Here is a 21,490-nt window from a genome sequence, read left to right as displayed (position 1 = left end):
AAATTTCCAATAAGTCAGCCGAACCGGCTCATTGCGTAGGGCGCCGGGTCTGTGAAGGGCTGTTCGCCCGTCATCATTTCCGCCAGGAGCCGACCGGTGGCCGGACCGAGCGTCAGACCATGGTGATTGTGTCCGAAGGCAAACCACAGACCCTTGTGGCGCGGAGCTGGGCCGATGATCGGGCGCATATCGGGCAGGCAGGGCCGCGCGCCCATCCACGGTGTGGGCTCGACGCGCCGGCCGAGCGGGAAGATCCGGCGGGCATGGGGCTCGGTCTGGTCGACCTGGACGGGTGTCGGGGTCTCGTCGCGCCCGGCGAACTCGATGCCGGTGGTGAGGCGGATGCCCTTCGTCATCGGCGCCAGCAGGTAGCCGCGTTCGACATCGACGACGGGATGATTGAGCACGGCATCGCCAGCCGGCTCGATATGCACATGGTAGCCGCGCTTGACGGCGAGCGGGATACGATAGCCAAGCCGGCGATAGACCGCATCCGACCAGGGGCCGAGCGCCACCACAGCCTCGCGGGCGCACACCTCACCGCCCTGCGTGCGGATGCTCCAGCCGCCCTCGCCTGCCGCAAGGGTTGATGCGTCGGCCTTAACAATCTCGCCGCCCTTGCGCAGGAAGAGGCTGGCATAATCCTTCACCAGTCCGCCGGGATCGGCGACCGTCGCAGGATCGAGCCAGTGCACCGCGCCGGCGAAGCCCCCGGCCAGATGCGGCTCGCGCGCCTGCAATTCCTGCGGGCCGAGAAAATCATACCGGACACCGAACTCGTCCAGCGCGTTGGCGGCGGTCCTTGCGGCGGCGAAGGCTTTTGCGGTTCGGTAGGCCTCTATCCAGCCGGTGCGGCGGGCGCGGTCCAGGATGCCCGCCTCGGCCATCAGGTCCGTATGCTCGGTGACTGAGCGCTCGATCAGCGGCAGCATGTCCATCGCCGCCCGGCGCAACCGACGGCTGGAGGATTCGATAAAGAAGCGGGCGATCCAGGGCAGCAGCTTCGGCAGGTACGTCCAGCGGAACCGGACGTCGGCGGAGCGGTTCGTCGCATATTTCAGTAGGGTCGGGATGTGGCGCGGAAAACCGTAGGGAATGACGCTCGCCCGCTCGATTAGACCGGCATTGCCGTAGCTCGTCTCCTCGCCCGGCGCGCGGCGATCGACAAGCAGCACGGACTTGCCGCGCCTTTGCAGATGCAGTGCCACGCAAACACCAATGATGCCTGCTCCAAGTACGAGCACATCTTTGTCGGGGCGAACTATCGGGGTCATGGCAGCAATCCGTTCTGGGGAGGAGGGAATGTTATTTTTCTGACTTGGTATAACTTGTGGTCAGCGATATAACATCTCCGACCTCCTCCGAAGGCCGCAGGCCGTGCTGCAAGCCTACCGGGCGCCGTGCTATTCGGGGAAAAAGCGGGGACAAAGGGCGGACGGACGCGACATGCGAAACGAGAACTGGATGGACAGCAGCTCGGTGCGGCAGCGGCTCACCACCGCGCTCACGGAGGCGTCGGCCTCGGGCAAGGCAGTGGCGAACTTCATGCTGGCCAATATCAGCGACCTGCCCTTCGAGACCTCGCGCAGCGTCGCCGACAAGGTGGGCGTCAGCGAGCTGACCGTCGGCCGCTTCTGCCGCTCGATCGGCTATGCGGGGTTCAAGGACCTCAAGGAGCGGCTGAAGGACGACATCAGCGACAGCCCTTGGCTGCTCGGCGACCGGCTGCGCGACTTGCAGCAGAAGAGCGCCACCGACGCCGCCCTTGCCCGCAGCCTGGAGCTTGCTGTCGCTTCGGTTGTGCGCGTCTACGAGTACGCCCATACGGAGGCTTGGAACCGGGCGGCCAAACGCATCGCGGCGGCCGACCGGGTATTCATCGCCGGTTTCCAGACCGAACGAGGTCTCGCCGAGGCCTTTGCGCACATGCTGCGCTACCTGCGCGACGAGGTGCAACTGGTGGACATCGCCGGCGGCAACTTCGCCGAGGTGCTGCTGACGGATCCGGCCGGCTGCACGCTGGTGCTGATCGATGCCCGGCGCTATTCCCATCAGTCCCAGTTGCTGGCCGCCAAGGCAGCCGAGCGCGGTATGCCGATCACGATCGTCACCGACCTGTATTGCGACTGGGCGACAAGCTACGGCGACGAGGTCTTCGCCGTGCCGACGGACCTCAATCTCTTCTGGGACGCGACCTCCGGCATGTGGACGCTGATGCAGCTGCTGCTCAACAGCGTCTTCGCCCACCGGGGTCCTTCCGTCGAGGAGCGGCTGAACAGTGTCGCCAGCCTCTACGACAGCTTTGTCGGCTATAGCCGAGGCCAAAAATAGCGGCGCCGCCGCCTGCCCTGCATTGGAGCGTTTTCGCTTTTTCTCCAGTCGCGACGAGACTCTGTCTCTTTGCTTTTGCGCAGCTCCGGTGGCCAGACTGCCGCGCACTTTTGCTGGAATTGCTCTAGCCATGGGAGGAGATGAACCTGCGGAAGCGCTCGGAGCGCGGCGAGGTGAAGACATCGGCCGGATCGCCGTCCTCCTCGACCAAACCCTGGTGCAGAAACATGACGCGGTTGGAGACGTCGCGGGCAAAGGCCATCTCGTGGGTGACGACGAGCATGGTGCGCCCCTCGTCGGCCAGCGCCCGCATCACCCGCAGCACCTCGCCGACCAGTTCCGGATCGAGCGCCGAGGTCGGCTCGTCGAACAGCATGACCTTCGGCCTCATGGCGAGCGCCCGGGCGATCGCCGCGCGCTGCTGCTGGCCGCCGGACAGATGGGTAGGGTAGAAGTCGCGTTTGTCGGCGATCCCGACCTTGGCGAGCAGCTCCACTGCTTCCTCGCGGCATTCCGCCTTCGGCCGCTTCTGCACATGGACCGGCGCTTCCATGACGTTTTCGAGGATCGTCATGTGCGACCAGAGGTTGAAGCTCTGGAACACCATGGCGACGTTCGTGCAAAGTCGGCTCAGCTGCCGCGGATCGGCGGGCTGGCGACCATGGCGGCCGTCCTTCAACCGGATCGCCTCGCCGGCGATGCGGATCTCGCCCTCGCTCGGCACCTCCAGCATGTTGATGCAGCGCAGCATGGTCGACTTGCCCGAACCGGACGAGCCGAGCACGGAAATGACCTCGCCCTCCCGAGCGTCGAAGGAAATGCCCTTCAGCACTTCGAATGCGCCAAAACTCTTGCGCAGGTTGCGGACGGAGACGGCCGGCGTGGTGGCGGCGGTGAGGGGCGCAGGATCAAGCATGGTGCAACGCAGCTCTCGAGGACACGGTTGGGGCGGCGCGCAGGTGGGGCGACAGCCACCATTCGATGAGCGCGATCAGGCGGGTGATGGCGAAGTTGAGCGCGAGGTAGATGAGACCTGCGACGACGAAGACTTCCACGGCCCGGTATGACTGGGAGATGAGCTTGGCGGCAAGACCTGTCACCTCCAGCATGGTAATGACGGAGGCGAGCGAGGTCGCCTTGACCATCAGGATGATCTCGCTTCCATAGGCCGGGAGCGCCTGTCGGATAGCGATCGGGAAGATGATGCGGCGATAGAGCAGGTAACCCCACATGCCGCTGGCCCGCGCCGCCTCGACCTGCTGGTGGGGCACGGCCTGCAGGCCGCCGCGCAGGATTTCGGAGGCATAAGCGGCGGTGTTGAGGCTGAGCGCGAAGATCGCGCACCAGTAGGGCTCGCGAAAGAAGGCCCACAGCCCCCAGGCCTGCAGCGTGGGGCGGAACTGGCCGAGGCCATAGTAGATCACGAACATCTGCACGAGCAGCGGCGTGCCGCGGAACACGAAGACATAGAACCGCGCGACCCAGCCGACCGGCTGCCACGGCGACAGGCGCATCAGCGTCAGCAGCACCGCAAGCAGCGCGCCGAGCCCCGTGGACACAAGCGCCAGATTGAGCGTCAGTGGCACGCCGGAGAGGAGATTGACGAGGGTTCCCCAGAGGAAGGCGAAATCCATCACGCCCTCCTGACGCCGCGCAACGCGCGGACTTCCGCGTGGCGGAAGAGGCAGGAGGAGACGGCGGTGATCACCAGGTAGAGGATCGCGGCCGCGATGAAGAAATCGAAGGGCCGGCGGGTCGAGCCGGCAGCGATCTGCGACTGGCGCAGCAGTTCCACGAGCCCGGTGACGGAGATCAGCGCCGATTCCTTCAGCACGAGCTGCCAGGTGTTGCCCAGCCCCGGAATGGCGTAGCGCAGCACCTGCGGCACGATGATGCGGCGCAGCCGCAGCCCTGTTCTCATGCCGACGGAGCGGGCGGCCTCCAGCTCGCCGCGACTGATGGTGTTGAATGCCCCGCGAAAAACCTCCGCCTGGTAGGCGCCGGAAACGACGCCGATCGCGAGAACGCCCGTGAGGAATGCCGGCATGCCGATAAAACCGTCCGCACCGAAGAGCTGCCCCACGACACCGAGCGCAGCGCTGCCGCCGAAATAGAAGAGATAGATGACGAGCAGGTCGGGAATGCCGCGCAGCACCGTCGTGTAACCGTCACCGAAAGCACGCAGAGCGGCGTTGCGGGACAGCTTTGCCCCGGCAACGCCCGCACCGATGATCGAGCCCGCCGCAAAGCCGCCCATGGCGACGGCCAGCGTCATGCCGGTCGCCATCATCAAGGCGGCACCCCAGCCCTCCGGGCCGAAGCCGATGAGCTCCAGGAAGGACGGGTCCCGCATCAGGCCGCTCCCTTGCGCACGCAAATTCGTCCGCAATCGCGGGCGCTCAGCCACCTATTGCCTGCCATCGACATCCCTCCTCAGGCTCACACTCCTCGCAAGCCCGCCCCGCTGGGGTTCGTTGTCAGGTTTATAACGTATACGATTTTGATGTCAATTACCTGACATTCATGGATGCAATCTCGTTCACCTCACGCACGCGAAACGCTCGTGAAGCAGGTGCTAGCCTGCGAATAGTTGGTGTGAAGTAGCCGTCAATACTCGATTGCCGTCTATCATTTCCAACGAAGCATGACAAAGAAATCGTCGGCGGTGTATCCTGTTTGGGCTTCTACGGGATACATTGTGTGTGCAAGCGGCAGCGGACTGCTGTGCCCCAGGGATCATGAATCCCTGGTCGCCCCGGCCAAGTGCATAGCCGGCCACGACGGCCTGCGTCAGATCGACGGCAAGCCTGCGCGCTGACCAGCCGAGAGCTCGATCGCGCGCTGTTCAGCGACGTGACCATGCAGCTGTAGACCAAAGCAGCGGTGCAGATGAAGCCCGGAAGCCAAAGGATATCCCTTCTCTGCACACGCCACATGTGGCACGGCGGCGACGTTCCAAGGTTTTCCAATCCCGCCCCGTGGCGCACAAATTGCGCAATTGGCAATTCTTGAACGGGATCGAAACCAAACGACAACTCTTTGCAGGGCCCCAGTGGCAGGCCCCGCGGGAACAACTATTGAATATTACGGTGCGGTCGTGGCGCGAGCCGGTCTTACCAATGCTTGCAAGTCCGCCGTTTGCGCGATGAGTGCCTCCGGCAGATCGGCCTGCAGCGCAAGTATCTCGCCGATGGTCTTGCCTGTCGCCAAGACTTCCTTGGCGAGGTCAGCGGCACGCTCGTAGCCGATGGCCGGGGTCAGCGCCGTGGCGACGGCGGTGCTCGCCTCGAGGTGCTTGCGGCAGTACTCGGGGTTTGCGGTTATTCCGCTGACGCACTTCGTGCGCAGCGTATCGACCGCGTTCGTCAGCAGCTCGATCGAATGAAGCACATTGTAGACAATGACCGGCTCCATGACGTTCAATTGCAGCTGACCGGCCTCGGAGGCCAGTGTGACCGTCAGGTCATAGCCGATGATCTGGAAGGCGACCTGGTTCACGACCTCGGGAACGACCGGATTGATCTTGCCGGGCATGATGGATGAGCCGGGCTGCAGGGCGGGCAGGTTGATCTCGTTGAAGCCGCCGCGCGGTCCGCTGGAGAGAAGTCGAAGGTCGTTGCAGATCTTGGAAAGCTTCGTCGCTGTTCTCTTCAGCATTCCCGAAAACAGAACGAAGGCACCGGTGTCCCAGCATGCTTCGATCAAATTTCCGGCCGACACGAGCGGAAGCCCTGTAATGGACCTCAGTTCATCGACAACCGCAGCCTGATAGTCCGAGCTCGTGTTGATCCCGGTTCCGATGGCGGTTCCGCCAAGATTTATCTCGCGAAAAAGCGATGTGATTTCGTTGAGCCGGGCAACGTCCTCGCGCATAGTGGTGGCAAATGCACCGAATTCCTGTCCCAGTGTCATAGGTACCGCATCCTGCAACTGGGTGCGACCGAGCTTCATGACGTCGCTAAAGCTGTCTGCCTTTACCGCGAACGCGCATGCAAGCAAGTCCAGCGCTTCGCGCAGTTTCTCCTGCGAGAGCAGGATGGCGAGGCGGATGGCTGTCGGATACACGTCGTTCGTCGACTGCGAGAGATTGACGTCGTTGTTGGGATGCAACGCGTCATAGCTGCCTCGGGGCAGCCCGAGAATCTCGAGGCCGCGATTGGCGATGACCTCGTTGATGTTCATGTTCGTGGAGGTGCCGGCGCCCCCTTGGAAAACGTCGAGCGGGAACGCGCCGAGATGCTGGCCGGCGATGATCTCCTCGCAGACGCAGCAGATCAACTCGCCCTTCCCGGGGTCCAGGTCGCCGAGCCTGACATTGGCACGCGCCGCAGCCATCTTGACATAGGCCAGCGACTTGATGAGGATCGGGAAGTGGCTGATCGGGATGCCTGATATCGGGAAGTTGTCGATGCCCCGAGCTGTCTGTGGCCCGTAGTACGCTTCAGCCGGGATCGCCACCGAACCGATTGAGTCCACTTCTACTCGCATTGGCTGCATTGTCGCTGTCAAGGAAGTCTCCCGTTTCTCGAAAGTGTATTTTCGTTGATGGAGATGGTCGGTTTCCCGTTCAATCAGATCCGTGCGGCAGATTTATCGTGGGACATGGCTTCAGCGAAATAGTCTTTTCTGGCTCAGTGATTAGGAAAAAACGTAATTTTGGTCCTGGATGGTTGCCGCACGGCCGACTTGCCAACACTCGTAGCATCCGCCGCCAAAAGCAAAGACGAAGCTGGCCATATAAAGCCAGCTTCAGGTGCGTTTCGCAGTGGCTGCCGTTCAGAGATAAAGATGACGGATCGTGTCGTCCTTCAGGAGGTCGGCACTGGGGCCGCTGAGGACGATCTGGCCCCGGATCAGCAGATAGCCGCGCTCGGCGATCGACAATGCGGTCTCTGCATTCTGCTCGATGAGCAACACGGCCTTGCCCTCGTCGCGGATCCGCGCAACGATCTGAAAATACTCGTCGATGAGTTTCGGCGACAGGCCGAGCGACGGCTCGTCCATCACCACGAGCGCCGGATTCCCGATCAGCGCGCGGGCGAGCGCTACCATGGCCTGCTCGCCCCCTGACATGGTACCCGCCTTCTGTCCCAGTCTCTCGCGGATCCGTGGGAACAGATCGGCCATGCGATCGATCTGTGCCTTGAAATCCAGCGCCGGGTTGCACGCGGCGTCGAAGGCCAGGCGCAGGTTTTCGCGCACCGTCAGCGTGGGGAAGAGCCGCCTTCCCTCGGGGACGAAGCCGGCGCCGAGACTGGCGAGCCGTTCGGTGCCGCTCTCCTTCACGTCCATTCCGGCAATGCGGATGGTGCCGGTGTCGCTGCGCAGCAGGCCGCAGATGGCGTTGAAGGTCGTGCTTTTTCCCGCCCCGTTGGGACCGAGCAGACAGACCATTTCTCCGGGGCCGACGCGCAGCGATACGTCCCGGAGCATCGGCACCGGGCCGTAACTGGTACTGACGGAATTCATCTCAAGCATGTTGTGCCGCCTTTTGTCCAAGATAGGCTTCCTGTACGCGCGGCATGAGCCGCACCTCGCTGAAATCGCCGTCGGCAATCTTCCGACCATAATCGATCACGGCGACGCGGTTGGGCAAGGTGGCGACCAGCCGCATGTCGTGCTCGATGATCAGGAACGACATGCCTGGCCGCTCGGACATCACCCGGCGCACATCGGCGACCAGCGCATCGGTATCGCGATCGTCCATGCCGGAGGAGGGTTCGTCCAGCATGATGACCTTCGGCTCGGACGCGAGCGCGCGGGCGATTTCCAGCCGCCGGCGGTCGGCTTGCGGCAGGGCGCCGGCAAGCGTGTGCCGCCGCGGGTAGAGATGCGGCGAGACCGAGCGGATCAGTTCGCCGGCCCGCTCGGCTGCCGCTTCCAGTTCGGCGCGAGCCTTGCCGGGTAGCAGCAGCGCCTGCAACACCCCGGCGCTGGTGCGCGTGTGCATGCCAATGAGCACGTTGTCGAGCAAGGTCAGATCATTGAAGAGGCGGCTGGACTGGAAGGTTCGGGCGATACCCGCCGCCGCAATGCGGTGGGCGGGCCAGCCGGTGATCTCCTGTCCATCGAGGGTCACGCTTCCCTGCGTCGGGCGATAGATGCCCGAGATCAGGTTGAACAGCGTAGACTTGCCGGCGCCATTGGGACCGATGATGCAGACGATTTCGGACGCGTTCAGTTTGAGGTTGACGTCCGCCACGGCGACGAGGCCACCAAACCGGATCGACAGATCGCGGACATCAAGGAGCGGGCGGTTCATTGATGGGCTCCGTAGTTGCGGGCGCGCTGCGGGAACAGGCCCTGCGGACGCAGGATGAGGAACAGGATGACGACGATCCCGACGAACAGGAGCCGGTAGTCGGAGAAGATGCGAAGCTTCTCAGGCAGCATCGTCAGGAGGAACGCCCCGATGATGACGCCGAGCGTGTTGTCCATGCCGCCGACGATGACCATGGTCATGATCGTTACCGAGACGAGGAAGGTGAAATTGTCGGGCGAGATGTAGCTGACGTAGAAGGCATAGATCGTGCCGGCGAAGGCTGCGAGGAAGGCGTCGACGCCGAACGCCAGCATCTTGTAGCGCACGATGTCGATGCCCTGGCAACGCGCCGCCAGCGGATCGGCGCGCAATGCGTTCCAGGCGAGGCCCACGCGGCTGTCGTGCAGCCGCTTGGCGGCGACGATCGACAGACCGACAAGGGCGGCCGACAGATAGTAGAAGTTCGCCTGGCTGGGCAGGCGGAAGCCGAAGACCTCGATCGGCCGGGCGAAGGAATGGCCGAAGAGGGTCGGAGCCGGGATGCCGACAAGACCGTTGGCGCCACCCGTCCAGGTAAAATTGTTCAGCAGCTGGTGGACGACGATGGCAAAGGCGATCGTCACGAGCGCGAGATAGCTGTCCTTGGTGCGCATCGACGGAAAGCCGAGCAGGAAGCCGAAAATGGTGGCGACCACGGCCGACGCAGGCAGGGTCCACCAGAAGGAAATGCCGAAATGGATCGCCAGCAGTGCCGAGGTATAGGCTCCGATCCCGTAGGAGGCGCCGGTGGCGAAGTTGGGGATGTTGGCGCTGCCGAGCTGGAAGTTCAGCGCCAGTGCCAGGACGGCGTAGAGCTGCGCCACGATGAGAAGGTGGAGCGCGTAGCTGCTTCCCTGCATGAAGAAGGGGTAGACGAGGACGATCACCGATCCGAGCGTCACGGCGAGGCGACGCTGGTCGTGGAACGCGGCGACGATGCGTTCCTCGACCTGCGGACGCAGCTGCAGCAGGGCGAAGATGGCGGCCATCAGGACCAGCAGAAGCACGACGATCGCCGTCTTCTCCGTGAGCAGGAACGCGCCCAGCAGTGTGGCTCCGCCGATTTCAACCGCCGTGACGATAGCGGCATTCGTCGCGACTGCCTGGCGGTCGGCCAGGACGTCGGTGTCAATTCCGGTTTGCGACATGGATCAGACCTTCTCGAAGACGGGTTTGCCCAACAGCCCGGAGGGCTTGAGCACGAGGACCAGGATGGTCAGCACGAACATGAACACGAGCCGGTAGGATGCCCCGTCGGGCACACCGATCTGCACGAGCACGTCGACCCCGGCAATCAACAGACTGCCGAGGATGGCGCCTTGCATGGAGCCGAGCCCGCCGATCACCGCCGCTGAGAAGCCGATCAGACCAAGCTGAACGCCGAAGTCGAAACGCACCACCCCTGCGTGGCTGACGAAGAACACCGCGCCAATCGCGCCGACCGCCGAGGCGATGAAGAAGGTGATGGCGAAAATCTGGTTCGGCCGGATGGCCATCAGTCGGGCAATGTTGCGATCTTCGGCGACTGCCCGGATGCGTGTTCCGACTGAGGTATGGGTCAGAAGGGCAAACAGCATCACAACCATGGCCACGCTCACCCCGACGACGATCAGGCTGAAATGCGGCACGACGAGATCGCCGATCTGAAACGAGCCGGTTGCAATCGCCGGAAAGGGCTTGGGGTTGGACCCTTGAGGGTAGAAGGTGCGGATCATTTCGCGAATGACGGTACCAAGCGCCACTGTTGCGACGAGTGCCATCATGGCCGGGGCGGCGCGGAATCGCCGGATCACCAGCCAGTCGAGCAGGATACCTAGAAGGCCGATCGCGACCATCGACAGGAGCACTGCCAGCAAGAGCGCGGCCGGCGCACCGAGCGGCGCCGCGGCGGTGGCAATGGCCTGCACGGCCACCAGCGCGACAAACGGCGCAACCATCGCAACGTCGCCGTGAGAAAAATGAATGACGTCTAGGACGCCGAACAGCAGGCTGAAGCCTAGCGCAAGCAAGGTGTAGATGCTGGCGAGAACCAGCCAGTTGAGCAAATGCTGCGCAACCAGAGCGTCCATCGAAATACTCCCTCATTATTGGCAGCGTCCGTTCAAGTCTCCTTCCATGAAGGGACGCCGTGGCGAGGGATTATTGGCGTCATATGAAACGACGCAAGGAAAAGCTCTGCGCCGCTGGGAAGAGATTTCTGATCCAGCCCATCAGAAATTACGACTTTCTGACAGAGCCCTCATCCCGCAGCCTGCGAGCGCTCTAACGCGTTGAGCGATCAGGACTGCGCCTGATCGCCACAGCCAAAATCGAAACAAGAGGGTGAACCGAATGAAGAATCTGAACATTCGCCGGCGGACCATTCTGGCGGGACTGATGGTGTCAGCGGCCATGGCCGCTATGCCTGCGGCAGCTCAAGATAGGGCTTCCATCAAGCTGGGCTTTATCGGCCCAGTCAGCGGCGGAAATGCGCAGCAGGGTCTTGGAGCACGCAACGGTTTCCTGCTGGCGATCGAACAGGCGAATGCCGCCGGCTATCCCTACAAGATCGAGCCGGTCGCCCTCGATGATGCCTCGGACCCCCAAACCGGCGTCTCGGCCGCCATGAAGCTCGTCAACGATCCCCAGGTCGTGGCGGCGATCGGCCATTGGAACAGCCCGGTCGCGCTTGCCACCATGCCGGTCTTCAACCGCTTCCAAATGCCGATGATCGTCTGGGGCGCGATCAGCCCGAAAATCACCGAGCAGAACCTGCCGGAGATCACTCGGGTCACGCCCACACTCGTCACCGAAAACAAGCCGCTGGCGGAATGGGCAGCAACGGCGCTCGGCGCCAAGAAGATCGCGATCATCGCCGACACCAGCGACTACGGCACCGCCAATACCGAGGCTTTCGAGAAGTTCTTCACCGACGCCGGCGGTCAGATCGTCGGCAAGGATCTGTTTCCGGTCGGAACGGTCGATTTTCGTACAACGCTCACCAAGCTGCGTGAAACAGCGCCCGATGCCATCTATTTTGGCGGCGTCATTGCCGAGGCCGGCATCCTGCGCAAGCAGATGGTAGAGGTCGGGCTGAAAGTTCCGATGATCGGCATTTCCGGCTTCTACGATCCCGAATTCATCACGCTCGCCGGCGAGGCGGCCGAAGGCACCATGGTCAGCTACCCGGCCGCGCAGTCGAACCCGAAACTCGAAAAGATGTACGCCGACTACAAGGCGCGCGGCTTTGCCGAGGACACCAGCCCCTACACGAAATACGCCTACGACGCGACCAACATCCTTCTGACCGCCATCAAGGAGACGGGGATCGACGACAAGCAAGCGCTCGCGAAGGCGATCCGCGCGATCAAGTACGACGGCGTACTGGGCGAGACGACGTTCGATACCAACGGCCAGACCCAGATCCCGATCGCGATCGAAATCAAAGAGGTGCACAACGGCGCCTGGGAGACCCGCCCCGAGTAAAGGGAACCCACTCCGACGCCGGACAACCGTCCGGCATCGGAAAAACTGCTGCATGGCCACGGAAACCCATATTTTCGGTCTCGGCTGCGGCTTGCTAACACCGATCAGAGCCCCTCGCGCGGCTCCATGGCACAGCCAGAATTTCCAGGAAAACCAAGAGGATCATCGATGATCAGGACAGGCCAACAGTACAAGGACTCGATCCGCGACGGCCGGCGCATATGGGTAAACGGAGAGCGCGTCAGCGACGTTACCACCCATCCACAGTTCAAGCCGATCGTGGACATCCGGGCCCGCATCTTCGACATGCAGCACGAGGAAGCGCACCGTGATGTGATGACGGTCGTGCAGGATGGCGAACGCAACGCCCTGGGCAGCGCCCTGCCCTACACCCAGGATGACTGGTGGGCCAAGCGCCGCGCGACGGACCATCTGCTGAACGAGGTCGGCGGCGTCGTCACCCGCGTCGGCGACGAGACCGTCGGCGAAATGTGGTCGCTGTTCGACGGCCAGGACGTTCTCAACGAGGTCGATCCGCAGTTCTCCAAGAATATCGAGAACCATATCCGCCGGGTGCTGAGAGAAGACCCCTTCCACGTCTCGGCCAACACCGACCCGAAGGGCGACCGCTCCAAGGCGCCGCAGGACCAAGATCCCGACATGCTGCTGCATGTCGTCAAGGAAACCGACGCCGGCATCGTCGTGCGCGGCGCGAAGTACGAGACCGCCGCCGCCTACGCCAACCAAGCCTTCACCAAGCCGACGATCGCCAACTGGGGCAACAATGCGCTCAGCGACTATGCCGTCGGCTTCATCTGCGACCTCGGCAGCCCGAACCTGCGCTTCATCTGCCGGACCGGCTTTGCCGGCCGCGCCTCGGAAAAGGATTACCCGCTGGCCAACGGCTTTGACGAGGTCGACACGATCGTGATCTTCGACGACGTGCTGATCCCGTGGGAAAATGTGCTGTTCTACCGGCACACCAAGGCCGCGACCTTCATTCGCGCCACCCTGCACCGCTATTCGGCCTTCGCATTCGTCCAGCGCAACCTCAAGGTCGCCGACATGATGATCGGCGCGGCGCTGTTCAATGCCCGCCAGACTGGCCTCGACAAACAGCAGGCGGTACAGGAGAAACTTGCCCAGCTCGCCGTCTACCGCGAAGGCATCAACGCGCATCTGACTGCGGCGATTGCCCTTGGCGAGCGGTCGCCGGCCGGGCTGATGATGCCGAACCAGTCGCTGCTCTATACAGGCCGCGTCCTGGCCTGCTCGCAGCTGCATGAGATGATGCACATCGCCCGCGAACTGTGCGGCGGCCAGATCTGCGTAACGCCGGATGCGGCTTCCTTCGAAAACCCGGAAACCAAGCCGTGGCTTGAGAAATACTACAGCATCAACGACGAATGGGTCGCCGACGACCGCCGCAAGCTGCTGGCCTTCGCCCGTGACCTTCTGAACTCGGACTATGCCGGCCACCGGCTGACCTTCCAGCTCTTCGCCCAGTCGCCGCCGTTCGCGCATCTTGCGGCCGTCTACCGCAACTTCAACTGGGATGGCCCGCTGGCCTTCGTCAAGGAGGCTGCCGGCTTGTCGGATCGCGTGATGGGCGGGCGCACCCTGTCTGCAGGAGATAGCGCGGTTTCCAGCTGGTTTTCGACCGACATCGGCACGCACGCAAAGCGCGTTGCTGCCGAATGAGAACCCGGGCGCAGCCCGCTGGGCTGGCTCACAATTTCACGAACACCCTGTCGGTTTTGCCGGCCTCAATGAACGGAAACGCAGAAATGATCCACAAACGGCTTCGTCCCTTCAACACCAAGCAGACCTACCCTGAGCAGAACCTCGATAATGACCTGAGCCAGGGCGTCGTCGCCCGGGGCACGATGGTGTTCTTGCGCGGCCAGGTCAGCCAGGACCTGGAGACCAGGGAGTGCCTGCACGTCGGCGATGCGGGCAAGCAGACCGCCAAGACGATGGAAAACATCAAGATGCTGCTGGAGGAAGCTGGCAGCGAGATGGCCCACATCTGCCGCATCGTCGTTTATGTCACCGACATCCGCTATCGCGAGGCCGTCTACCAGGAGATGGGCAAGTGGATGAAGGGCGTTCATCCATGCTCGACCGGCATCGTCGTTCCGGCGCTGGCACGGCCGGAATGGGTGGTCGAGATCGAAGTCACCGCCGTCATTCCCGATGCGGCTTGACGGAGGTCGGCGATGACCTTCTCGATTTCCGCCCGCTGCCCCGACACCGGAATGTTCGGCGTGGCCGTCTCGTCCTCGTCGCCCTGCGTGGCGGCGCGCTGCGCCCATGCCAGGGCCGGCGTTGGTGCAGTGGCGACGCAGAACATCACCGATCCGCGGCTCGGCCCGAAAGGCCTCGACCTCATGGCTTCGGGCCTGTCGGCGAGCGATGCGCTCGAGGCGCTGAAGCGGGACGCGCCGCACGTGGACTATCGCCAGCTGGCGCTGGTCGACGCCGAGGGCCGCACCGCATCCTTTTCGGGGGCGCGGACGCTCGGCACCCATCGCGTCGCCACCGGAGCGGGCGTGGTCGCCGCCGGCAACCTGCTCGCCAATCCGGGCGTACCGGAAGCGATGGTCAAGGCTTTCGCCGATGCCGCGGGACAGGGTCTCGGAGACCGGCTGCTGGCGGCCATGCGTGCCGCGGAGGCTGCCGGTGGCGAGGAAGGTCCAGTCCATTCGGTCGGCATGATCCTCGTCCGCAACGAGGCTTGGCCGATCGCGGACCTGCGCGTTGACTGGTCCGACGAGGATCCGATCGGTGAACTGGCGGTCCTATGGGAGCGCTGGAAGGGCGAGATGGAAGCCTATGTTTCCCGCGCCCTCAACCCGTCCGAGGCGCCGAGCTACGGCGTACCGGGCGACCTGTAGGCCCCGAAATATCCTCCCAGAAACTCGAACGGGGCGCCGACCGCGCCCCGTCTTTTTCGGATCTGATATGATGAACACGCTCGCCATCCTGGAGAGGCTGGTCGCCTTTCCCACCCTCAGCCGGACCTCCAGCCAGGCGCTGATCGACTTTGTTCAGGGCTTGCTGCATGGCGCGGGCGTAGAGACGATGCTGGTCGAGAGTGCCGACGGAACCCGGGCGAACCTTTTCGCCACCATCGGCCCTGCCGATCACGGCGGCGTCCTGCTGTCAGGCCACACCGATGTCGTGCCGGTCGAGGGCCAGGCCTGGACCAAAGATCCGTTCAGCCTTTCGATCGAGGCCGGTCGGGCCTATGGGCGTGGCACCGCGGACATGAAGGGTTTCCTCGCCTCGGCGATCGCCGTCGCACTGCGCGCCTCTGGCCGCAAACTGCGAACGCCGCTCCATCTGGCCCTTTCCTATGACGAGGAGATCGGCTGCGTCGGCGTTCGCGGCTTGCTGGAGACATTGGCGGGTCGCACGCCCCGCCCCATGGCCTGCATCGTCGGCGAGCCCACCGGCATGCGGATCGCCACGGGCCATAAGGGCAAGCTCGCGCTCACAGCCTGTTGCGTCGGCCAAGCCGCTCATTCCGCCCTCGCCCCCACGGGGCTCAACGCCTTGCACCTCGGCGCGGATTTTCTCGCCTTGTTGCGTCGCGAACAGGAGCGGCTGGCCAAAAGCGGTGCCAGGGACGCGGCCTATGACGTTCCCTTCAGCACCATCCATGCCGGCTGCATGCACGGAGGCCAGGCGCTCAACATCGTCCCAGACCGCTGCGACATTGACTTCGAGATCCGCAATATCGCCGCCGACGACCCGCAGGCGATCCTCGCCCGGCTGTTTGATGGTGCCGAGGCGATTGTCGCGCCGCTGCGCGCCAGCTTTCCCATGGCCGCCATCACCATCGACGAGGTGAATGCCTATCCCGGCCTAGACACCGCCGATCAGGCGGACATCGTCCGGCTCCTTCGACAGATAACCGCAGACGACGGTCCAACCTGCAAGGTCGCCTTCGGGACCGAGGCGGGGCTTTTCCACGGCCAACTCGGCATCCCGTCGGTTGTCTGTGGGCCGGGACACATGGCGCAGGGCCACAAGCCTGACGAATACATCGCGATCGAACAACTTGCCGCGTGCGATCAAATGCTGGACCGTTTGCTGGACATTCTCGTCGCCGGGCTCTGAGCACGCTTCGAAATTACTGAGGCGCGGGTTCCGAAGATGCTGTTTTGTTTTTCCGGTGCGGCGTGCTCAGTAAAGACAGATGAACCTGCAGTTTGGAGCAGACGATGTTCGGATTCGATCGCATTGCCAACAACCTCAAAACGAAGCTGACTTCCCGACGGAACCTCGCGGCCTTGACATTGGCCGATGCGGCGGATTTCGGCGCGACGGGCGCGGAGGTCTCCCAGGCGGCGCGTCAGCGGACCGACGTGCTGGAGCGCGTTACACGTATGTCGGCGGTATACGGCGCCGAGGCGGCGCTGCAAACGGTCCGGCGTCATGACCTTTTCGGGATGACGCAAACCTGCGATCGTTGCCCCCATGAACGAAAATGCGCCCGTTTGCTCTATGGCGCATCCAAGCCCTGCGCGAAACATGTGAATTTCTGCCCGAATGCCGCAGAATATGTAGCGCTGAGGGACGCCGCGCACGCATCATGACGAGAGCGACCTCCTGGCTGGGGCGCAACTAGACAGGAAGACCGCATGCGCTTTACGCTTCGCCAACTGAGCTACTTCATCGCCGCCGCGGAGACAGGGAGCGTCACCCGGGCTGCCGAACAGGTCAATATTTCCCAACCGTCGATTTCGGCAGCGATCTCGCATCTCGAGATCGAGTTCGGCGCACAGCTGTTTGTGCGCCATCATGCGCAAGGCCTGTCGCTGACGCCCGCCGGGCAAAGGCTGCTCGTCGCCGCCAAGGACGCGTTGCGCACCACACAGGGCCTCTATGAAGTCGTGAATTCGGCGATGGGCGTTGTTGCCGGACCGATCAATCTCGGTTCATTTCGGACGTTCACGCCGTTGATCGTTCCCGAGTTGTGGAAGGGATTCGTCACGCGTTATCCCGATGCGCAATTGCACATCACCGAGGGGAGCGAGGCGGAACTGCTCGAGGGGCTACGGAATGCGCGGATCGATGTCGCGCTGACCTATGAAATTAGCCTGACGGCGGACATGAACTTTGTGCCGCTCGCTGAACTGCCGACTTACGTTCTACTCGCGGCCGACCATCCCCTGGCGACGCGCCCAAAATTGCGATTGGCGGACCTGGAGCAGGAGCCGTTCATCCTGCTCGACCTGCCGCTGGCCCGGCAATATTTCCTGTCGCTGTTCGAGCGGGCCGGGCTCGCCCCGAGGGTTATCGCAGAAACCAGCCTGCCTTCGGCGATCCGATCCTATGTGGGCGCCGGGATCGGCTTTTCCATGATGACCGTGCGGCCTCGCAACATGAGCGCGGAGAACGGCTACCCGCTGGCATACGTCGAGTTGGAGGACGACTTTCCTCCGATGAAGCTCGGTCTTGCAAGCCTCAAGGAACTCAAGCCATCGCGGGTGGCTGAGGCCCTGGAGGAGTTCTGCCGTGAACTGATCCATGACGGCAGCCTGCCGGGCATGGTGTCGATTCCGGGCCCACCTTCGGCAGCCTGACAAACCTAGCGTTCGAAGTTTTCACTTCTGCACCCAAAGTTTTCTTGAAGCAGAACGCCAGAAAAGCATTCTTTTTCACTGGCCGCCGCGCTGGAACAATGCGTCCGTAGCTTCCGTCTCCGGGCGGGCTCATTCAACCAGCTAGAAAGACGGAGTGCTCGGCTTGGACGCGAAGATTGAAACGACCATTCGCAACAGGTTTCTCGAAGGGATGAGCCATGCCGCCTGCACGGTGAACATCGTCACCACGGACGGCCCGGCCGGCCGCGCCGGCGTGACGGTTTCGGCGATGGCCTCCGTGTCGGCCGACAGCGAGTGGCCCACCATGCTCGTCTGCGTGCACCACCTCAGCCCGGCGGCGGCAAAGATCGTCGAGAACGGCGTTCTTTGCGTCAATGTGCTGCGGGACGACCAGTCCTTCATCTCGGACACCTTCGCCGGCCGCTTCAAGGACGAGGTCAGCGACAAGTTCGAATGCGCGGAATGGATTGCCATGCCCTCGGCCGCACCGCGCATCGCCGACCCGCTGGTCGCATTCGATTGCCGAATGATCTCCTCGGAAAAGGTCGGAACCCATTACATCTTTCTCTGCGAAGTGCGCGACCTGTACATTTCCCGTTCTGGCTCGCCGCTCATCTATGCGAACCGGGCCTATGGCGCCTCGATGCGGATAGACGGTGCAAGATCGCTGGCCGCCGCCCGTGCGAATGCCGGAAGCCGGTTGTCGGTCGCCTGCTTCCACACGTTCGGTCCGTTCATTATGCCCCGGCTGATCCAGCGGATGGAGGGCATCGGCATCCGTTTGGTGGAGGGCGACCAGCGCCGGCTGCGCGAAAGTCTGCGGGCGGGCGAAGGCGAACTTGCATTGCTCTACGATATGGATCTGGATGACGACCTTGAAAAAATCGAGCTCGACCGGTTGTATCCCTATGTGTTGCTTCCCCACGGCCATCGCCTGGCAACACAATCCGAGATCGACCCAACAGAATTGGCGGAAGAACCGATGGTACTGCTCGACGCACCTCCGAGCGCAGACTATTTCGTCGGGCTGATGCGGGCGGCCGGCGTCGAACCGCTGATTGCCCACCGCTCGATCTCGTTCGAGATGGTTCGGGGCCTGGTGGGGCATGGGCTGGGCTATGCGCTGCTTGTCACGAAACCCGCTTCCGACATGACCTATGATGGCCTCAAGCTGGTGGTCCGGCCTCTGGTGGGGCAGCATGTTCCGTCATCTATCATCATCGCCCATCGGAAGAATGAAACGCTTTCCGCCCCGGCGCGGCGCTTTGTCGAGTGCTGCCTGGAAGTCTTCAAAAAGACCGCGCCGGCCAGTTGATCGGTTCCAGCGCAGTCGTGCTGGCCTCGCTCGCACTAGCGAGCACCTCGCTCGGCGAGAGCAAAACCGGCGGCCGCCCGTTCTTATCTTTCAACATTGAGAGCGGGCGCGTTCCCTCTCCCCTCCCCGGCGGAGAGGGGGGAGAGGCTGAGGGTGAGAGACGAAGCCCGAAGCGCTTGTCGTGATTGCGTCAGGCAACCGCCGCGGGCTTCAGGGGCACGGTGAGAACAGCCGAGCATTCCGGCAGCGTCAGGTCGGCAGGGGCCTCCAGCAACGCGCTGTCACCCTCGCGGAGGGAGACGTTTTTTTCTGCGCCCGACAGGATGGACGGGCCACGCAGCGCAAAGACAACGATCAATCCCCCCGCTTCAGGTCGCAGGGTTTTGCCCTCGGTTAGGACATCTGCTGGGGCGAACTGCCATGTATTCCTCGCAGCCATGACATTCACGACCCGCACGGCCCCCGTCGTCGGGATGCCGACCGGGGTCAGTCCTGAATCGAACCCGTGCGGCTGACCGAAGCCAAGCTGGACGGTATGGTCGTCGAACTCCAGCGCCAGTCCGGCGCCCTCGATCAGAGTGATCATTCGCTCGACGCCCGGGAACGATGAGAAGGCGCCTGGGGCTAAAATGTCAGCGCGGCTGACGCGAATGTCGAATGCGTTGCGGGTTGCGCCTGCGGGAAGCAAGCAGATTTCATCGGTGGACCCGGTCCCGTTCTTCCAGGGCATAGTGACATAGTCGGTTGCCGGCAAGTAGGTGATTGTCATCGGTTTTTCCCTTTCAAGCGGCGAGCAAAGGAGGCCGCTGCTTCGTTTCAGTGTGGTGATGTCGGCAGCCGTCTGATCGGCCGATTATGGACAGCCGGCTTTTCTGCGGACGACCTGAGCCTCCAGCCGCCACATTTCCGAGGCGTCCCGGATTGGCTGCGGCCCGAGCGGCCGGAATTTGCCGTCGGCGGCGATATCGATGCTGAACTGCTGGCCCGACCCAAGAGGTCCGTCGACGCGTCCGAGATAGCGCCCCGCTCTCGGCCGGCAGAGGTCGTGATGCAGTTCAAGGCCGCCATCGGGCCGGCGTCGAGTCTCGACGAGCCAGCCATGGCCCAAAAGCTGCGCTGCCCCTCGAAGATCGCCGGCTTCAATTGCGGTGCGGATCAGGGTGGAAGAGATGCGCACCCCCGCATGGGTAACCTCCGGTGCGATGCTGACGCCAAAACCCCGAGAAGAACCGAGTTGGGAGAGTAGGCGCATGTCGCCCGCCCGTTGACTGCCAAATTGGAAGTCCGGTCCGGCAATCACGTGTTGGACGCCGAGCGCTCCGACTAGAACCCGATCAACGAAGTCCGATGGGCTGAGACCCGCAAAAGCCGCGTCGAATCGGGGCGAATAGACGAAATCGACGCCGCATTGCACCAGCAGCCGGAGCTTGCACTGAGGCGTCGCAAGCCGGAACGGCGTATCGTCCTTGCCGAAAAAGCTGCGAGGATGGGGTTCGCACGACATCACTGCCACCGGGCGCCCGGCCGCGAGTCGATGTGCCATTCGCGCCAGAGCCTGATGGCCCAGATGAAATCCATCGAAGTTGCCGAGGACGAGGACGGCGCTCCTGAGAGGATGACCCGACGGAAGGCACTCCGTTACCACGGCGGGTGGATCGTAAGTCCGTCGAGGTAACGGATAGACTGGTATCGTCGGAGCCATTGGATCTTGCTCATGGTTGGGACGGCCTACCCTAGTGCTCCATGCCAACCGGCGAAAATCCGATGTTTCGTACCATTGAATCGGGAAATCCTTGCCACGGTGTGCGCCTGCAGGAAGGTCCGAAATTCTGAACCGGCGCATCAGCAAAACCTCGTTTCCTTTTACAGCGGCGCACTTATCGTCGTCTCGAACGATCCAGAGGTTGTCGCGTGACCCTTTATGAAATCTTGAACGTGCCGGCAGACTGCACCGGCAGCGAGATCGAGGAAGCTTACAGGGCTAGACAATCGAGGTCTGCTCACTCGGGCCCACTCACCCGGATGGTCGAGTCGCTGCAACTCACGGCCGAAATCGATTACGCCCATTCCATCCTCTCCGACGCCAGGCGGCGGCACTACGACAAGTCCCCATGTGACTTTCTCGAATTCCATCTCATACCAATCGTCATCTAGAGGGATCAGAATGATCGGGCTGAGGCCATCGGATGAACCGGTCCTGAATGCGGCTGCCGCCGCCGCGCGGGGAGATCGCGGCGCCTTGCGCGCAGCTATTGCGCGATCAGAAGCGCTCGCGGCTCAAAGTGGCCAGTGGTCGCTTTTCAAAAGAGTTCGGCGGCTTTTTGCATGCCTTACAAGAGATCGCTGACAACGCCCGCCCGGCCGTTCCTATCCCGCTTCGAAGCGGTCGAACGCCTTGTGAGCCAGTACCCCCGTCGCGGTACTTGATGGGGCCCCTTCCGCCCACTAGCAGTTGGCCGGCGA

General features: G+C 63.0%; 21 protein-coding genes. 10 read left to right on the top strand and 11 right to left on the bottom strand.

Annotation, left to right across the window (positions count from 1 at the left end):
- Positions 1 to 14: 14 nt before the first annotated feature.
- Positions 15 to 1,265 (bottom strand): NAD(P)/FAD-dependent oxidoreductase, encoded by a 1,251-nt coding sequence (locus JNC62_RS02860; protein WP_374836321.1) that lies wholly within the window; start codon positions 1,263 to 1,265, stop codon positions 15 to 17.
- 199 nt (positions 1,266 to 1,464) lie between these two features.
- Between JNC62_RS02860 and JNC62_RS02855 the strand changes: the two genes are divergently transcribed.
- The gene (locus tag JNC62_RS02855; RefSeq protein ID WP_374835781.1) at positions 1,465 to 2,331 is read left to right on the top strand and encodes a MurR/RpiR family transcriptional regulator; all 867 of its coding nucleotides are present in this window, start codon (positions 1,465 to 1,467) and stop codon (positions 2,329 to 2,331) included.
- 124 nt (positions 2,332 to 2,455) lie between these two features.
- On the opposite strand, the gene JNC62_RS02850 is transcribed toward JNC62_RS02855, so the two are convergent.
- The 8 genes from JNC62_RS02850 to JNC62_RS02815 form a co-directional block, all read right to left on the bottom strand.
- Complete coding sequence (locus tag JNC62_RS02850) at positions 2,456 to 3,247, bottom strand: ABC transporter ATP-binding protein (protein ID WP_374835780.1); 792 nt, start codon at positions 3,245 to 3,247, stop codon at positions 2,456 to 2,458.
- Positions 3,240 to 3,965 carry an ABC transporter permease gene (locus JNC62_RS02845; RefSeq protein WP_374835778.1) on the bottom strand — a complete coding sequence of 242 codons (726 nt, stop codon included), beginning with the start codon at positions 3,963 to 3,965 and terminating at the stop codon, positions 3,240 to 3,242. The genes JNC62_RS02850 and JNC62_RS02845 overlap by 8 nt, the downstream gene beginning before the upstream one ends.
- Positions 3,965 to 4,684, bottom strand: coding sequence for an ABC transporter permease (locus JNC62_RS02840; protein ID WP_374835777.1), 720 nt, complete (start codon positions 4,682 to 4,684; stop codon positions 3,965 to 3,967). The genes JNC62_RS02845 and JNC62_RS02840 overlap by 1 nt, the downstream gene beginning before the upstream one ends.
- 731 nt (positions 4,685 to 5,415) lie before the next feature.
- A complete protein-coding gene (locus JNC62_RS02835) occupies positions 5,416 to 6,828 on the bottom strand; it encodes an aspartate ammonia-lyase (protein WP_374836320.1) in 1,413 nt (470 codons plus the stop codon).
- Between the two features lie 279 nt (positions 6,829 to 7,107).
- Positions 7,108 to 7,809: an ABC transporter ATP-binding protein gene (locus tag JNC62_RS02830; protein WP_374835775.1), complete on the bottom strand. Its 702-nt coding sequence runs from the start codon at positions 7,807 to 7,809 to the stop codon at positions 7,108 to 7,110.
- Positions 7,802 to 8,593: an ABC transporter ATP-binding protein gene (locus JNC62_RS02825; protein ID WP_374835773.1), complete on the bottom strand. Its 792-nt coding sequence runs from the start codon at positions 8,591 to 8,593 to the stop codon at positions 7,802 to 7,804. Before JNC62_RS02825 ends, JNC62_RS02830 begins: the two co-directional genes overlap by 8 nt.
- Positions 8,590 to 9,780, bottom strand: coding sequence for a branched-chain amino acid ABC transporter permease (locus JNC62_RS02820; RefSeq protein WP_374835771.1), 1,191 nt, complete (start codon positions 9,778 to 9,780; stop codon positions 8,590 to 8,592). The genes JNC62_RS02825 and JNC62_RS02820 overlap by 4 nt, the downstream gene beginning before the upstream one ends.
- A 3-nt stretch (positions 9,781 to 9,783) precedes the next feature.
- On the bottom strand, positions 9,784 to 10,701 hold the full coding sequence (locus JNC62_RS02815; protein WP_374835770.1) for a branched-chain amino acid ABC transporter permease: 918 nt from the start codon (positions 10,699 to 10,701) through the stop codon (positions 9,784 to 9,786).
- A 262-nt stretch (positions 10,702 to 10,963) separates the two neighbouring features.
- On the opposite strand from JNC62_RS02815, the gene JNC62_RS02810 reads away from it, so the two are divergent.
- The 8 genes from JNC62_RS02810 (at position 10,964) to JNC62_RS02775 (ending at position 19,027) form a co-directional block, all read left to right on the top strand.
- Positions 10,964 to 12,097, top strand: coding sequence for a branched-chain amino acid ABC transporter substrate-binding protein (locus JNC62_RS02810; RefSeq protein ID WP_374835768.1), 1,134 nt, complete (start codon positions 10,964 to 10,966; stop codon positions 12,095 to 12,097).
- Between the two features lie 168 nt (positions 12,098 to 12,265).
- On the top strand, positions 12,266 to 13,798 hold the full coding sequence (locus JNC62_RS02805; protein WP_374835766.1) for a 4-hydroxyphenylacetate 3-hydroxylase family protein: 1,533 nt from the start codon (positions 12,266 to 12,268) through the stop codon (positions 13,796 to 13,798).
- Positions 13,799 to 13,884: 86 nt separating this feature from the next.
- Complete coding sequence (locus JNC62_RS02800) at positions 13,885 to 14,304, top strand: RidA family protein (RefSeq protein ID WP_374835764.1); 420 nt, start codon at positions 13,885 to 13,887, stop codon at positions 14,302 to 14,304.
- Between the two features lie 12 nt (positions 14,305 to 14,316).
- Positions 14,317 to 14,994: a DUF1028 domain-containing protein gene (locus JNC62_RS02795; protein WP_374835762.1), complete on the top strand. Its 678-nt coding sequence runs from the start codon at positions 14,317 to 14,319 to the stop codon at positions 14,992 to 14,994.
- Between the two features lie 70 nt (positions 14,995 to 15,064).
- A complete protein-coding gene (gene argE / locus JNC62_RS02790) occupies positions 15,065 to 16,222 on the top strand; it encodes an acetylornithine deacetylase (protein ID WP_374835760.1) in 1,158 nt (385 codons plus the stop codon).
- A gap of 104 nt (positions 16,223 to 16,326) precedes the next feature.
- A complete protein-coding gene (locus JNC62_RS02785) occupies positions 16,327 to 16,701 on the top strand; it encodes a hypothetical protein (protein ID WP_374835758.1) in 375 nt (124 codons plus the stop codon).
- Between the two features lie 45 nt (positions 16,702 to 16,746).
- Entirely contained in the window at positions 16,747 to 17,691 is a 945-nt protein-coding gene (locus tag JNC62_RS02780; protein ID WP_374835756.1) for a LysR family transcriptional regulator, read from the top strand.
- Positions 17,692 to 17,854: 163 nt separating this feature from the next.
- Positions 17,855 to 19,027: a LysR substrate-binding domain-containing protein gene (locus JNC62_RS02775; RefSeq protein ID WP_374835754.1), complete on the top strand. Its 1,173-nt coding sequence runs from the start codon at positions 17,855 to 17,857 to the stop codon at positions 19,025 to 19,027.
- A 190-nt stretch (positions 19,028 to 19,217) separates the two neighbouring features.
- Here JNC62_RS02775 and JNC62_RS02770 read toward each other — a convergent pair whose 3' ends face one another.
- Positions 19,218 to 19,796, bottom strand: a complete 579-nt coding sequence (locus tag JNC62_RS02770) for a HutD/Ves family protein (RefSeq protein ID WP_374835753.1) — start codon at positions 19,794 to 19,796, stop codon at positions 19,218 to 19,220.
- An 84-nt stretch (positions 19,797 to 19,880) separates the two neighbouring features.
- The gene (locus JNC62_RS02765; RefSeq protein WP_374835751.1) at positions 19,881 to 20,729 is read right to left on the bottom strand and encodes a hypothetical protein; all 849 of its coding nucleotides are present in this window, start codon (positions 20,727 to 20,729) and stop codon (positions 19,881 to 19,883) included.
- 209 nt (positions 20,730 to 20,938) lie between these two features.
- On the opposite strand from JNC62_RS02765, the gene JNC62_RS02760 reads away from it, so the two are divergent.
- The gene (locus JNC62_RS02760; protein WP_374835749.1) at positions 20,939 to 21,181 is read left to right on the top strand and encodes a DnaJ domain-containing protein; all 243 of its coding nucleotides are present in this window, start codon (positions 20,939 to 20,941) and stop codon (positions 21,179 to 21,181) included.
- The last annotated feature ends 309 nt before the right edge of the window (positions 21,182 to 21,490 follow it).

The sequence above is a fragment of the Mycoplana ramosa genome (genome assembly GCF_041930185.1).
In the GTDB taxonomy this organism is placed as follows: domain Bacteria; phylum Pseudomonadota; class Alphaproteobacteria; order Rhizobiales; family Rhizobiaceae; genus Mycoplana; species Mycoplana ramosa.
This window is presented reverse-complemented; position numbering and strand designations above follow the sequence as displayed.

Bases quoted from the DNA above. Each gene is read 5' to 3' on its own strand.
- JNC62_RS02830 (WP_374835775.1), bottom strand. From the start codon at position 7,809: ATGCTTGAGATGAATTCCGTCAGTACCAGTTACGGCCCGGTGCCGATG.
- argE (WP_374835760.1), top strand. From the start codon at position 15,065: ATGAACACGCTCGCCATCCTGGAGAGGCTGGTCGCCTTTCCCACCCTC.
- JNC62_RS02850 (WP_374835780.1), bottom strand. From the start codon at position 3,247: ATGCTTGATCCTGCGCCCCTCACCGCCGCCACCACGCCGGCCGTCTCC.
- JNC62_RS02810 (WP_374835768.1), top strand. From the start codon at position 10,964: ATGAAGAATCTGAACATTCGCCGGCGGACCATTCTGGCGGGACTGATG.
- JNC62_RS02840 (WP_374835777.1), bottom strand. From the start codon at position 4,684: ATGCGGGACCCGTCCTTCCTGGAGCTCATCGGCTTCGGCCCGGAGGGC.
- JNC62_RS02815 (WP_374835770.1), bottom strand. From the start codon at position 10,701: ATGGACGCTCTGGTTGCGCAGCATTTGCTCAACTGGCTGGTTCTCGCC.
- JNC62_RS02800 (WP_374835764.1), top strand. From the start codon at position 13,885: ATGATCCACAAACGGCTTCGTCCCTTCAACACCAAGCAGACCTACCCT.
- JNC62_RS02820 (WP_374835771.1), bottom strand. From the start codon at position 9,780: ATGTCGCAAACCGGAATTGACACCGACGTCCTGGCCGACCGCCAGGCA.
- JNC62_RS02770 (WP_374835753.1), bottom strand. From the start codon at position 19,796: ATGACAATCACCTACTTGCCGGCAACCGACTATGTCACTATGCCCTGG.
- JNC62_RS02805 (WP_374835766.1), top strand. From the start codon at position 12,266: ATGATCAGGACAGGCCAACAGTACAAGGACTCGATCCGCGACGGCCGG.
- JNC62_RS02795 (WP_374835762.1), top strand. From the start codon at position 14,317: ATGACCTTCTCGATTTCCGCCCGCTGCCCCGACACCGGAATGTTCGGC.
- JNC62_RS02845 (WP_374835778.1), bottom strand. From the start codon at position 3,965: ATGGATTTCGCCTTCCTCTGGGGAACCCTCGTCAATCTCCTCTCCGGC.
- JNC62_RS02825 (WP_374835773.1), bottom strand. From the start codon at position 8,593: ATGAACCGCCCGCTCCTTGATGTCCGCGATCTGTCGATCCGGTTTGGT.
- JNC62_RS02855 (WP_374835781.1), top strand. From the start codon at position 1,465: ATGGACAGCAGCTCGGTGCGGCAGCGGCTCACCACCGCGCTCACGGAG.
- JNC62_RS02835 (WP_374836320.1), bottom strand. From the start codon at position 6,828: ATGCAGCCAATGCGAGTAGAAGTGGACTCAATCGGTTCGGTGGCGATC.
- JNC62_RS02785 (WP_374835758.1), top strand. From the start codon at position 16,327: ATGTTCGGATTCGATCGCATTGCCAACAACCTCAAAACGAAGCTGACT.
- JNC62_RS02765 (WP_374835751.1), bottom strand. From the start codon at position 20,729: ATGGCTCCGACGATACCAGTCTATCCGTTACCTCGACGGACTTACGAT.
- JNC62_RS02780 (WP_374835756.1), top strand. From the start codon at position 16,747: ATGCGCTTTACGCTTCGCCAACTGAGCTACTTCATCGCCGCCGCGGAG.